Origin of the sequence: Mycobacterium deserti (assembly GCF_025345615.1) — a bacterium.
Classification (GTDB): Bacteria; Actinomycetota; Actinomycetes; order Mycobacteriales; family Mycobacteriaceae; genus Mycobacterium; species Mycobacterium deserti.
Genome location: NZ_JAODWD010000005.1, coordinates 219,484 through 231,940, shown reverse-complemented (window position 1 = coordinate 231,940; position 12,457 = coordinate 219,484). Strand labels below are relative to the sequence as shown.

The window sequence follows — 12,457 nt, the reverse complement described above, 5'->3', positions numbered from 1 at the left end:
GCACCGCGTGACGACGATACGTTGCCTGCGTCTATTTCGCGTAATCGACAGCCACATTTTCCACCGCAATCGGAGGGCAGCGTAGCGTTGCCGGCGCCCCGGGAAAAGAGTGTGTTGGTCAACCGCGGATTCCGACCCGGACCAACTCCTCGAACGACCGGTGTGGGCGGCGTTCGGCCCAGTGCACCCTGTTGCTCTCGAAGAGATCGTTGCCCGCTTTGACCGCGACGTCGCGATCCAGCAGGTGTCTGCGGCACTCGGCGATGAACTCCTCGTCGCTGTCGTAGGTCGGAAGGTCGAACAGTGTGGTCAGCGATCCGACCGCCGGACTGGTGCCGATCACCGGTAGCCCCTTGCTGATCGAGTCGAGGATCTTCACCCGCACTCCCCCGCCGGTCTTGATCGGCGCCATCAGAGCACGACAGGTCCTGAAGAAGCCCGGCAGGTCGTCGACGAAGCCCAGATCGCGCACTCCGGCGGGATAGACGGGGTCCTTGGCACCCGGCTTCTTCGGGCCCGCGATGCACAGTTCGGCACCGGGAATGCCTTCGGCAATCTTGGGCCACAGTTCGAGCGCGTACAGGAAGCCCTCCTGGTTCGGAGGCCAGTCGCGCACCCCGACGAACCCGAGCCGCGGGCCCGTCGCCGACACATCGATCTTCTGCGACGGCGGCAGCGTCACATCCAGCCAGCGCGCGTGCGGTTGTCCGTTCGCCCGGTACATCTCGGCTTCTTCGATGTCGTAGGTCCCTACGGCGTCGGCCGCCTTAGCCACCCGGATCTCGTCACGCAGCAGCCTCGGTTCCTCGATGCGGCCGAGCAGGCCACGGGTGGAGAGCCACACTTGCGATTCGGTGTTGATGGTGTTGATCACCAGCCCGCGCTTGCCGAAATGCTTACTGCGCAAGAATGATTCAGCCATGTAACTGTGCTCGGCGACGAACACGTCGGAATCGATGCCGTTGATGGCGGTCACCAACTCGTCGAAGTCGAATCGGGCATGCGCCAGGCTGCGCCGTTTGAGCAGCGATTGGGTGAGCACTTTCGGCTTGTCGACCGGCCGTTTGAACACCCGGGTCAGTGGCAGCCCGCCCGGCACCAAATCGACGGTGGCAGAACCGTCTTCGGCTGAGAGGCAAAGCGCGGCCACGTCGAAGGACTCCGCGGCGAGCCGCATCGCGACCCTCGACAATTCGATGTCGCCGCCGTGCTGGGTGGCGGGGTCCTTTGACAGCAGGAACGTCACCTTGGTCATGGCATGGCCTTTCGGGATCGCAGACGCGTCAGGAGAACAACGGACGGTAGCCGGCGCTGTACTGCAGGGCATCGGGGTCGCGCTTGCTGATGACTTTGGCCGGATTGCCGCCGACGACCTCGCACTCCCCGATGTCGGCCATCACGAACGCCTGGCCCGCGATCACCGCGCCGCGCTTGATGTGCGACGGCAGAATCATTGCGCGACTGGCGATCCACGCGTAGTCCTCGATGACGGTCGGAATGGGCACGAGCGCGAAATCGCGATGATTGATGTCCCGGGTTCCGCCGAGGATGTGCACATCGCTGGCGATCGTGACGTTGTCGCCGATGTAGAGCCCACCCCTGCCGTCGAGCAGGCAGCGCCAACCGACCGCGGTCTCGCTGCCGATGGTGAGGAACTCGATGTCGAACACCTGCGTGCCGCGCATGATCGCGGTTTTCTGGCCGATGTGCGCACCGAACGCGCGCAGGTACCCCTGCCGGATGGTGTGCGAGGGGATGTGCGTGATGATCGCGTTGAAGAACACCGCTGCCAGACGATTGCGCAACCTGCGCCGGGACGTCATGCCGTTGCCCGGCGGCGGCAGCTTCAGGCCGGGCGCCGCCGCCTTCTTGCGAGCGACATCGTCGGCATCGGCGGTCATCGGTTCTCCGGTCACTCGTTTGCTCCCGTGTTCAAATTGCCCACCACCATCGCGGTGAAGACACTTTTCGTAATTTGTCGGTCGCCTCGGTATTTCCGACGGAAATCGCGCTGCTCGACGATACTCGGTGGTACGGCGATCACCGCCTTAGTTCCTACCGCAGAAGGTTTGCGGCAACAAGTTTCCGCCGACGGTGTGCCGCCACATTTCAGCCTGGGTAGGCTCGGGGTGTGCCGCTGCCTGCCGACCCCAGTCCCGCCCTGCAGTCGTATGCCCATCCCGAACGCCTGGTCACCGCCGACTGGTTGTCCGCCAATCTCGGCAGGCCAGGACTGGCGATCGTCGAATCCGACGAAGACGTGCTGCTCTACGACACCGGTCACATCCCCGGCGCGGTGAAGATCGACTGGCACACCGACCTCAACGACCCGAACGTACGCGACTACATCAACGGTGCGCAGTTCGCGGAGTTGATGAACCGCAAGGGCATCTCGCGCGACGACACCGTCGTGATCTATGGCGACAAGAGCAACTGGTGGGCCGCCTACGCCCTATGGGTGTTCACCCTCTTCGGCCACCCAGACGTGCGCCTGCTCGACGGCGGGCGCGACCTGTGGATCTCCGACGGCCGAGACACCTCGCTCGACGTGCCGTCAAAGACGGCGAGCGATTACCCGGTCGTCGAGCGCAACGACGCGCCCATCCGCGCCTTCCGCGAGGACGTGCTGGCGGTGCTGGGCGACCAACCGCTGATCGACGTCCGCTCCCCGCAGGAGTACACGGGCGAGCGCACCCACATGCCCGACTACCCCGAAGAGGGCGCGTTGCGCGGCGGCCACATCCCGACCGCGCAGTCGATCCCGTGGGCCAAGGCAGCACGAGACAACGGCCAGTTCCGCAGCCGCGCGGAACTCGACGAGTTGTACGGCTTCCTTCCGGAGGACGCCAAGACGGTGGTGTACTGCCGCATCGGAGAGCGGTCCAGCCACACCTGGTTCGTGCTGACGCACCTGCTCGGCAAGGAAGGCGTGCGCAACTACGACGGCTCGTGGACCGAGTGGGGCAACGCGGTGCGGGTGCCCGTCGCCGTCGGGTCCGACCCGGGCGAGGCGCCCGGAAGCCCATGAGCATGCCGGCCGCGCTGGCCGAAGTGGTGTCCGACTTCAAGGACGTGCAGGGCCAGGACAAGCTGCAACTGCTGCTCGAGTTCGCCGGTGAGTTGCCGCCACTGCCCGCCGAACTCGAAGAGGCGTCGATGGAACCGGTGCCTGAATGCCAGTCGCCGTTGTTCTTGCACGTCGACGCCGAAGACCGCGAGCACGTGCGGTTGTACTTCAGTGCGCCGCCCGAGGCGCCGACGACCCGCGGCTTCGCATCGATCCTGGCTCAGGGCCTCGACAAGCAGTCCGCCGACGACATCCTGGCCGTACCGGACGACTTTTACAGTGAACTCGGCCTCGCCGCGTTGATCAGCCCGCTGCGGCTACGCGGCATGTCGGCAATGTTGGCTCGGATCAAGAAGCGGCTGCGCTAGCGCCACACGTTCGACTGCGACCCACTCAGAAGGGTGGGGGTTTGTTGCGTTCGGCGACCTGGGTGTCGTTGCGTTGGCGTTCGGCGTCGTTGCGGGCGGCGCGGTCGTGGGCGCGGGTGGTGGTGCGGCGCGGCATCATCAGGGCGCGGTTGGGCCTGGTGTCGCGGATGTCGGTGGCGGTGATCGGTGCGGTGGGGCGGCACAAGCTCGGGAACAGCAGGCGGCTGCCGGGATGGGTGATGTTGGTCTGCCCACTCGGCGAGATCCATTCGACGGTGCCATCGGGTGACTGCTGGTCGCGCCAGCCCCAGAACGTTTTGAGTAGGTGGTGATTGCGATTGGCCGAAGAACGTTTCAGGGGTAGGTGGGCCGCCTGCACTTCGGCAGTTCTGGCTCGCCAGCACGTTTGCGCTCAACGCTGGTCTGAACGTTTCTCTTCGCTCGACGACCGGGCCGGTCGACCACCCTGCAACCCCGACTCGACGGTGAGCGAGCCATCCAGCGGGTCGTAGAGCTGGACGGCGTCGGGAATCGGTGGGACCCACGGGTGGCGGAACCTAGTGAAGAACTCGGTTGTCGGCGGCGGGAATACCGCGTCGACGAAGCAGCCGAGCGCGATGGTGAAGACACGCTCGCCGGTGTGCGGGAAGATCGCGTCCATGTAAATGCTGGAGCCGCATACCGCGCAGAAGCGGTAGTTGATTCCTCCCGGCATGCCTACGGCACCGACGCCGTCGATTTCGAGGCCGTTGTAGCAGCGCGTCTCGCCCGTGATCGACACGACTTGGTCCTCGGGGAACTGCGCCGAAGCGATGAACACGTTCCCCGATCTCCGTTGACAGAAATCGCAGTGGCAAACGTAGACGAGCAGTGGCTCGCCCTCCACCGTGACTTCGACCCGACCGCAGGCGCAGTTAGCGGTTCGCGCTGTCATACGCAACCCCCATCGAGACGCGCGGCGGACGGTGGCCGACCACCTCCGACCGAGCATCTCTTCCCCGCATATTGCCCGATGCGGCAGCATGACCGCATGGAGTTCCCCGAGATCAACGGCTTCGGGCACATCGACCTCACGGTCACCAATGTCGAGCGCAGCGCCCGTTGGTGGGAAGACGTGTTGGGCTTCAAGCTCATCAACACCCGCGAGACGCCTGACTTCAAGCTCTGGAGCGTGATCCACCCGTGCGGGTTCTTCATCGGGCTGATGTCGCACTCGAACCCGGCCAGCGACCGGTTCGACGAACGGGCCGTCGGTCTCGACCACCTCGCGTTGAGGGTCCCCGACCGAGCCGCGCTCGAGGCGTGGGCGCAGCACCTCGATGACCACGGCATCGCACACTCGGGTGTGCTGGAAGAACTGGCGGGCCCAGTCATCGTGTTTCGCGACCCCGACAACATCCAGCTCGAGCTCTGGGCACTCGACGCCGGTCTGGTGCGACCCGGCTTCAACGTCACGCCGATGTCCGAGGCCCCTCCGTCTCCGGCGTAGCGACGGTAACTGGCGTGCCTTGCTCGATGACCGCACGAAGCCGTCATGCGGTCATCAAGCGACTTGGAGAGTTAGTGTTTTCGGCACAGGCATTTGAGGTTCGATGCTTGGGTCGGGCCGTGCGGGTACGGGATCGTGTGGTCGATGTCGCAGACGTGAGCCGCGACGTCGCAGCCCGGGAAGCGGCAGGTCAGATCCCGCGCCCGAATGAACCACGCCAGCACCGCGGTCGGGATGTAGCGCTGCTGCGGTGGCGCGTCGCCGGGATGGATGATCGGCACGATTTTCGTCGCGGTGCCGGTGACCGTCGCGGCGATCACCGGGGCGGGTAACAGCCCGCCGCCGAGCAGCACTGCCGGCGAAGCCGACGCGTTCGACGGGTGCGGTTCGCATGTGGCGGGCTCAGCGGCATGCTCGCCGTCCAATCGGGCGCCGGCCTCCTCGTGCAGGGCCTTCTCGTCGGCGATGACATGCACGACCACCGCACTGGGCTGTTCACCGGCGGCCGCGCAGCCCGGCGACCCGCAACGACACCTCAGCCGGTCGGCGCCGTGACCGAGGGCGGCGGCCGCATCGGCGCGGCGCTGGGCATGGCTGCGCGGATCACCCTCGCACACCGCGGCGGCCATCGCGTTCAACCGCTGATCGAGCGCCTGGCCGTCCTGGGCCAACAACATGGCCTCTTGATAGGCGACCCCCGATCCGTCGCGTGCCACATGAATATCCACATGGCGTCCGCACGCGCAGGTTTCGACACGGCGCAACGCCAACGGGTCGTAGCGCTGCACCCAGTAATCGATGGCCTGTTCGGCCTTGGCCACCGACAGTGCACCCCATCTGGTCACGGCCCCGGCGATCTCGGCGTCGACCGTGGCCAACGCGCCCAGATCCTTGATCAGACCGGTGCGGAACACGATCGTGTTGACCAACCGCAACGACACCAAGCCCGCGGCGCAGACCTCACCCAGCCGGGGCAGCCGCTCGCGCAGCGCGATCGCCAACAACAACTGGTGCGACGCCACCCCGAGCGACACGTTCTGCGCCGCGGCGATCTCGGCGCACACCGCATCCCAGTTGTCCACACACCACTGCTCACGCTCAGCCGACCCGTCAGCGGCATAGGCCGCCTCCAACACCTGAGCCGACGCCCACAACCGCCGCGCCGCCGCGGCGTTCTCCACCCGCGCCCACGCCCCCACCCCAGCAGCAGGACCACCCGCCCCACGCGCTGCAGCAACCAACTCATCGAACACGCCCCGAACCTACGAACCGCCCCAGACACACCACCGACGAGCAGCCACCCCACACCCCAACCTGTGGATGAATCACCCATTGGGGATAAGTCGATCGGCTCGCGGCCGTACTTACTTGCCAGTAACCGACACCGCCTGCCCGAGGCCTCAGGTGTGCCGCTTAAACTGCCCCGGATAGATTCTTAAAGACGTTCTTAGAGAGATGCCCGCGGGCATTCCAGTAGGAGGCGCAGTGGCTAGTCACGCCAGCTCAAGAATCTCCAAGGTGCTTGTAGCCAACCGTGGGGAGATCGCAGTCCGGGTGATTCGGGCGGCTAGGGACGCCGGACTGCAGAGCGTGGCGGTCTACGCCGAACCCGACGCCGACGCACCTCACGTTCGGCTCGCCGACGAGGCCTTCGCGCTGGGCGGTCAAACGTCTGCTGAGTCGTACCTCGATATCGGCAAGCTGCTGGACGCGGCCGCGAAGTCCGGCGCGAACGCGGTTCACCCGGGTTACGGATTCCTCTCGGAGAACGCCGATTTCGCGCAGGCTGTCCTCGACGCCGGGCTGATCTGGATCGGGCCGAGTCCGCAGTCGATCCGCGACCTCGGCGACAAGGTCACCGCGCGCCACATCGCCGCGCGGGCGCAGGCGCCACTGGTGCCCGGCACCCCCGACCCGGTCAAGGACGCCGACGAGGTCGTGGCGTTCGCCAAGGAGTACGGCGTTCCGATCGCGATCAAGGCGGCCTTCGGCGGCGGCGGCCGCGGAATGAAGGTGGCCCGCACCATCGAGGAGATCCCCGAGCTGTACGATTCGGCAACCCGCGAGGCCGTCGCCGCCTTCGGCCGCGGTGAGTGCTTCGTCGAGCGCTACCTGGACAAGCCGCGTCACGTCGAGGCACAGGTGATCGCCGACCAGCACGGCAACGTCATCGTCGCGGGCACCCGCGACTGCTCGCTGCAGCGCCGCTTCCAGAAGTTGGTCGAAGAGGCGCCCGCGCCGTTCCTGACCGACGCGCAGCGCAAGGAGATCCACGAGTCGGCCAAGCGCATCTGCAAAGAGGCCGGCTACTACGGCGCCGGCACGGTCGAGTACCTGGTCGGACAGGACGGCCTGATCTCGTTCCTGGAGGTCAACACCCGACTGCAGGTCGAGCACCCGGTCACCGAGGAGACCGCGGGCATCGATCTGGTGCTGCAGCAGTTCCGCATCGCCAACGGCGAGAAGCTCGACATCGCCGAAGACCCCGAGCCCCGGGGCCACGCCATCGAGTTCCGCATCAACGGCGAGGACGCGGGACGTGGCTTCCTGCCCGCGCCCGGCCCGGTCACGAAGTTCGAGCCGCCGACGGGCCCCGGCGTCCGGTTGGACTCCGGCGTCGAGTCCGGATCGGTGATCGGCGGCCAGTTCGACTCGATGCTCGCCAAGCTGATCGTCTACGGCGGCACCCGCGAGGAGGCACTGGCCCGGTCCCGCCGCGCGCTCGACGAGTTCAACGTCGAGGGCCTCGCGACGGTCATCCCGTTCCACCGCGCGGTCGTCTCCGACCCGGCGTTCATCGGCGACGGCGACGGCTTCACGGTCCACACCCGCTGGATCGAGACGGAGTGGGACAACACCGTCGAGCCCTTCACCGGCGGCGAGGCCATCGAAGAGGAAGACACCATCCCGCGGCAGACCGTCGTGGTCGAGGTCGGCGGTCGCCGGATCGAGGTGTCACTGCCCGGTGACCTCGCGATCGGCGGCGGCGGCGGCGGTGGTGGCGGCGCGGCCGCCGCGGCGGGCGTTGTGCGCAAGAAGCCCAAGCCGCGCAAGCGGGGCGCAAGCGCCGGTGCGGCCGCATCCGGTGATGCGGTGACCGCGCCGATGCAGGGCACCGTCGTGAAGGTCGCGGTCGAGGAGGGCCAGCAAGTCTCCGCGGGTGACCTGGTCGTCGTGCTCGAGGCGATGAAAATGGAGAACCCCGTCACCGCGCACAAGGACGGCACCATCACCGGCCTCGCGGTCGAGGCCGGCGCCGCGATCACCCAGGGCACCGTCCTGGCCGAGATCAAGTAGGCGTCAGCACGCCCAGTCGCGTGGAGCCGGTCGAGATCAACGCGGGCGCGTGGTATCTGCGCGCTCTGCGGCACGACGAACTGATGGACGACCGGCCTGCGCTGGCCGAGCTCGGAGAGACGGACTCCGGTTACGTCAGCACGTGCAGCGCACAGTGGGCGTCGGACACGAGATACACGTGGGCGGTGTGTGAACCGACTACCGGCGAGATGCTGGCCGAAGTGATCGTCGACCCCACCACCGCGACGGTGCGGACCCGCGCCCGCCAGGGCCACGCGGACGCGGCCGCGATCGCCGAACAGTCGGTTCGCCGCTTCGCCGCCGCGATGCTCGGACTGGCCATCTCCTGAACTGCCGGCTCAGCCGGGGACATCGATGTCGCGGCCGCCGGCCAGGTCACCGCATTCGACCGTGACGACGTCATCGCGTCCGCGCAGGAACGGTCGCGCTCCCTCGTCGCCCTGCAACCCGTCAAGCAGCGCCGGCCAGTGCCGACGCGCCACCGCCACGGGATGACCGGGCGCCCCGGCGTAGCTCGCCCGCGCCAGGCCCGATGACGACGATTGGACCGCCTGCAGCACGCGGCGCACCACGCCGGCGCCGATATCGGGCGTGTCGACGGTGTGTAGTACCGCGTAGTCCGCGTCGACGGCCGTCAGGCCTGCCCGCACCGAGGCACTCAGGCCACTCGACCAGTCCTCGGCGAGGACCGCCCTCGCGGGCGGCGGGACGTCGACGACCGCGGCGCCCAGCACCACCACCACGTCCCCGCAGCCGCCGTCACACAGCGCACGCACAGCCAGGGCTAACCAATTCCCTTCAGCGGCAAGCACTTTGGGCATGCCATACCGAGTGCCTGCGCCGGCGGCCAGCAGCACGCCCGCGGCGACCGTCTCCGCCATGCGAACCAGTGTGAACCGAGCGGTACAGACTGGACAATTCTGCGCGCACTTCCGCTACGGCGTGGCGCGATCTTCTCGGGGTGGCGGCCAAATGAACACGGTGAACTGCGGTTGTAACATCGAGTGAATCGATTGTTTGTTTCCCACAAGACGCGTAGGGTCAAATCAGGTTGAAATAACAGCCGCTGGAAACGTCACAAGACGTGAAGGGCGGAACTCCGCTTTGTAACGAAGGCTTTGAGGACGCAGGGCCTGCCTTTTCTGACGTGAACCACAGTACGAATCACGCATTCCGACTGATGGAGTCACAATGTCTACTCTCAGTACCTCCAGGCCCGCTCCTGCAGGGTCTCTCATTGAACGCACTGATTGCCATACCGCTTACTTCGCCACACGGTGGTTGAAGCCGGATACTGCTGTCATCACCGCACACGGCGATCTCGACGCGGCGAATTCGCAACAGTTCGTCGACTACGCATTGCGTCACGCGGCGCAGATGAAATGCTTGGTGCTCGACCTGACCGGCATCACTTTCTTTGGTACAGCAGGCTTTTCGGCGCTGCACACCCTCAACGTGCGCTGCGCGGGCGAGACCATTCAGTGGGCACTCGTACCCGACGGCGCGGTGTCGCGGTTGCTGAAAATCTGTGACCCGGATTCGACTCTGCCCATCTGCCCGAGCGTCGAGTCGGCGCTGGCGACGGTGCAGGGCGAGCCACAACGGCTACTGAAGCTGGTCGCGGAGTCTCGTTAGGGATTTCGCGAGCAATCGCGACACATGCATTTGCGAGATACCGACACGTTCGGCGATCTGCGTCTGGGTGAGCGACTCAAAGAATCGCAGCAGCAGCACGGTCCGCTCGCGCTCTGGCAGTGCAGCGAGCAAGGGCCGCAGGGCTTCTCGGTTCTCTATCTGGTCTAGACCCAGATCAACATCGCCGAGCGTGTCGGCTATCGCCGGTGCGTCCTCGGTTCCGCTGCCTCCGCTGTCAATCGACAGCGTGTTGTAGGAACTTCCCGCGACCAGGCCCTCGATCACCTCGTCGCGGTCCATGTCGAGTTCGGCGGCCAGTTCCGAGGCGGTCGGCGCGCGGCCCAACCGCTGGGACAGGTCGGCAGTCGCGGCGCCAAGCCGCAGATGCAGCTCCTTGAGCCGACGCGGCACCTTCACCGACCAGCTGTTGTCACGGAAGTGGCGGCGGACCTCCCCCATGATCGTCGGCACCGCGAACGACACGAAGTCCGAACCGGCCTCGACGTCGAAGCGGATCACCGCGTTGACCAGTCCGACGCGTGCCACCTGGACGAGATCGTCGCGGGGTTCGCCTCGGCCGTCGAACCGGCGGGCGATGTGGTCGGCCAGCGGCAAGCACCGCTCGACGATGCGGTCACGCTGGCGCTGGAACTGCGCCGAACCTTCTGACAGGTCCTTCAATTCGCGGAACATGTCGGCGACGTCCGCGTACTCAGAGTTCGGCCGTGACGACGAACCCTGCGATGTCGACGGAGTCACCGCGGCGAACTCGCTCGTCTCGTCGTCATGGATATACCGAATACCTGGGCGTCCGCGGGTCCCTTTCCGTCCTGGAAGGTCCGCACCTCGTCGGTCAACGAGCTCAGCACGTGCCAGCTGAAGCTGCCCGGCGCGAGAATGTCGGGGCTCTTGCACGTGGTCGACGCGTCGATGACGACGGCATCGTCGCGCGGATCGACCACAAGCAGCAGCGCAGAGTCGGGAACAGACGACCGGATGAGCCGCGTGCAAGCCTCGTCGACCGCGAGCCGCAGATCGGAGACCGCGTCGAAGTCGAGGTCCTCGAACGTGCCCACCGCTGCCACCAGAGTGCGCAACACAGCGAGGTTTTCCAGTTTCGCGGCCACCCGAAGCTCGACCGCACGGTCGCTGCGCAGGTACCCGTTGTTGGTATTGGTGGCGTCGGCCACGTGACCTCCCGGCAATGTCGAAGCGAGACTACCCCAGGACGATTTCCAGCTAACCACCGGCGGTCCGATCACCTGTCGTCGAAGACGTGTGGCAAGCCCTTTGGCCGGGTAATCCCCTGCCATGGAACAGATGCGACCGCGAAATCATCTCGATCATTTCGGGCCGTCCGATCACCGTCTGCGCAAGATAGTCATGACGGCAGCGATGGTGTTGGCCGTCCTGGTTCTGATCGCGGTGGCGATCTATGCGGGTGCGTTCCTGATGCTCGCGCCGATGATGCAATGACCCCAGCGCAAAGCAGAACGCAGCAGCAGCCGTACTGGTCCTCACCATGGTCCATCCTCCATACCCCTGCGTAGTCGGGCACCAAACATGCGACTTCGCCGTAGCGTACTGAGTGGCCCGGGCCTGCGCCGGGTGCGTCGGGGCAAGGGGTTTTCCTACCACCATCCCGACGGCACGCCCGTGACCGACGCCGAGACTTTGAAGCGCATCAAGGACCTGGTCATCCCGCCTGCTTGGCGGAATGTATGGATCGATCCGCACGCCAACGGCCACATCCAGGCCGTCGGGACCGATGCCGCCGGCCGGCGCCAGTACCTCTACCACCTGCGGTGGCAGGAGGAGCGCAACGAGGAGAAATTCGACCGGGTGCTGGGGATGTCGGCGGCGTTGCCCGACATGCGCCGCAAGATCGCGGCTGACCTACGTGGCCGCGGACTCACCCGCGACCGGGTGCTCGCCCTTGCCCTGTATCTGGTTGACCTCGGCTACTTCCGGGCCGGCTCGGAACAGTATGCGGAGGAGAACAACTCCTACGGCATCGCGACCCTGCGGTGCGAACACGTGACGTTGCAACGCAAGGGAATCGAGTTCGACTTCCCCGCCAAGAGCGGGGTGCGGCGGACGCTGCTGATCGACGATCCCGAAGCGGTCCGGTCGGTGCGCGCCCTGCTGCGACGGCCCGAACGCACCGAACGATTGTTGGTGTGCCGCAACGGTACCGGGTGGCTCGACATCCATGCCGACGACCTCAATGCCCGGTTCAAAGAACTCGTCGGCGCGGAGTACACGGTCAAGGACCTGCGCACCTGGCACGGCACCGTGCTCGCGGCGGCGGCGTTCGTCGACGCCGATCCGCCGGTGAACAAGACGGTGATCAAGCGAGTCGAATCGGCGGTCATGAAAGAGGTCTCCGAAGAACTGGGAAACACGCCGGCGGTGGCGCGGGGCTCCTACGTGGACCCGCGGGTTGTGCAGGGCTACGAGAACGGCCTGACGATCGCCGCGGGTGTGCGGCGTGCGGCGAGGACCCGAAGAACGTCCGATCGCCAGGAGATCCTCGACGCCAGCACGGCTCGGCTGATCCGAAAGGTTTCCAAGGGCTGA

Annotated in this window: 15 protein-coding genes; 7 read left to right on the top strand and 8 right to left on the bottom strand. The window is 66.3% G+C overall.

Translation table 11 applies throughout. The annotated features are described in order from the left end of the window. Positions 1-118: 118 nt before the first annotated feature. Together N4S67_RS20935 and N4S67_RS20930 are read right to left on the bottom strand one after the other, a co-directional pair. Positions 119-1,255, bottom strand: coding sequence for a glycosyltransferase (locus tag N4S67_RS20935; protein ID WP_260994942.1), 1,137 nt, complete (start codon positions 1,253-1,255; stop codon positions 119-121). Between the two features lie 28 nt (positions 1,256-1,283). After that, positions 1,284-1,916: an acyltransferase gene (locus N4S67_RS20930; RefSeq protein WP_260994941.1), complete on the bottom strand. Its 633-nt coding sequence runs from the start codon at positions 1,914-1,916 to the stop codon at positions 1,284-1,286. A gap of 215 nt (positions 1,917-2,131) precedes the next feature. Between N4S67_RS20930 and N4S67_RS20925 the strand changes: the two genes are divergently transcribed. Both N4S67_RS20925 and N4S67_RS20920 read left to right on the top strand, forming a co-directional pair. Next, positions 2,132-3,028, top strand: a complete 897-nt coding sequence (locus N4S67_RS20925) for a sulfurtransferase (protein ID WP_260994940.1) — start codon at positions 2,132-2,134, stop codon at positions 3,026-3,028. After that, positions 3,025-3,435, top strand: coding sequence for a SufE family protein (locus tag N4S67_RS20920; RefSeq protein ID WP_260994939.1), 411 nt, complete (start codon positions 3,025-3,027; stop codon positions 3,433-3,435). The genes N4S67_RS20925 and N4S67_RS20920 overlap by 4 nt, the downstream gene beginning before the upstream one ends. Positions 3,436-3,460: 25 nt before the next feature. On the opposite strand, the gene N4S67_RS20915 is transcribed toward N4S67_RS20920, so the two are convergent. Together N4S67_RS20915 and N4S67_RS20910 are read right to left on the bottom strand one after the other, a co-directional pair. Continuing rightward, positions 3,461-3,814 carry a hypothetical protein gene (locus N4S67_RS20915; RefSeq protein ID WP_313959971.1) on the bottom strand — a complete coding sequence of 118 codons (354 nt, stop codon included), beginning with the start codon at positions 3,812-3,814 and terminating at the stop codon, positions 3,461-3,463. 33 nt (positions 3,815-3,847) lie between these two features. Then, positions 3,848-4,369 carry a GFA family protein gene (locus N4S67_RS20910; RefSeq protein ID WP_260994938.1) on the bottom strand — a complete coding sequence of 174 codons (522 nt, stop codon included), beginning with the start codon at positions 4,367-4,369 and terminating at the stop codon, positions 3,848-3,850. A 96-nt stretch (positions 4,370-4,465) separates the two neighbouring features. Here N4S67_RS20910 and N4S67_RS20905 point away from each other — a divergent pair, with 96 nt between their 5' ends. Continuing rightward, entirely contained in the window at positions 4,466-4,924 is a 459-nt protein-coding gene (locus tag N4S67_RS20905; RefSeq protein WP_260994937.1) for a VOC family protein, read from the top strand. 71 nt (positions 4,925-4,995) lie between these two features. Here N4S67_RS20905 and N4S67_RS20900 read toward each other — a convergent pair whose 3' ends face one another. Further along, positions 4,996-6,177, bottom strand: a complete 1,182-nt coding sequence (locus N4S67_RS20900; protein WP_260994936.1) for an HNH endonuclease signature motif containing protein — start codon at positions 6,175-6,177, stop codon at positions 4,996-4,998. 232 nt (positions 6,178-6,409) lie between these two features. Here N4S67_RS20900 and N4S67_RS20895 point away from each other — a divergent pair, with 232 nt between their 5' ends. Both N4S67_RS20895 and N4S67_RS20890 read left to right on the top strand, forming a co-directional pair. After that, positions 6,410-8,221, top strand: coding sequence for an acetyl/propionyl/methylcrotonyl-CoA carboxylase subunit alpha (locus N4S67_RS20895; protein ID WP_260994935.1), 1,812 nt, complete (start codon positions 6,410-6,412; stop codon positions 8,219-8,221). Positions 8,222-8,241: 20 nt separating this feature from the next. After that, complete coding sequence (locus N4S67_RS20890) at positions 8,242-8,571, top strand: hypothetical protein (RefSeq protein WP_260994934.1); 330 nt, start codon at positions 8,242-8,244, stop codon at positions 8,569-8,571. Between the two features lie 9 nt (positions 8,572-8,580). Here the strand turns inward: N4S67_RS20890 and N4S67_RS20885 are convergent, their stop codons facing one another. Further along, positions 8,581-9,123, bottom strand: a complete 543-nt coding sequence (locus N4S67_RS20885; RefSeq protein WP_260994933.1) for a nucleotidyltransferase family protein — start codon at positions 9,121-9,123, stop codon at positions 8,581-8,583. Positions 9,124-9,433: 310 nt separating this feature from the next. On the opposite strand from N4S67_RS20885, the gene N4S67_RS20880 reads away from it, so the two are divergent. Beyond that, a complete protein-coding gene (locus N4S67_RS20880; RefSeq protein WP_260994932.1) occupies positions 9,434-9,877 on the top strand; it encodes an STAS domain-containing protein in 444 nt (147 codons plus the stop codon). On the opposite strand, the gene N4S67_RS20875 is transcribed toward N4S67_RS20880, so the two are convergent. Both N4S67_RS20875 and N4S67_RS20870 read right to left on the bottom strand, forming a co-directional pair. Continuing rightward, complete coding sequence (locus tag N4S67_RS20875; protein WP_390893481.1) at positions 9,848-10,570, bottom strand: RNA polymerase sigma factor SigF; 723 nt, start codon at positions 10,568-10,570, stop codon at positions 9,848-9,850. The two genes, N4S67_RS20880 and N4S67_RS20875, sit on opposite strands and share 30 nt — an antisense overlap. 62 nt (positions 10,571-10,632) lie before the next feature. Then, positions 10,633-11,067, bottom strand: a complete 435-nt coding sequence (locus tag N4S67_RS20870; protein WP_260994930.1) for an ATP-binding protein — start codon at positions 11,065-11,067, stop codon at positions 10,633-10,635. A 373-nt stretch (positions 11,068-11,440) separates the two neighbouring features. Here N4S67_RS20870 and N4S67_RS20865 point away from each other — a divergent pair, with 373 nt between their 5' ends. Further along, positions 11,441-12,457: a DNA topoisomerase IB gene (locus N4S67_RS20865; RefSeq protein WP_260994929.1), complete on the top strand. Its 1,017-nt coding sequence runs from the start codon at positions 11,441-11,443 to the stop codon at positions 12,455-12,457.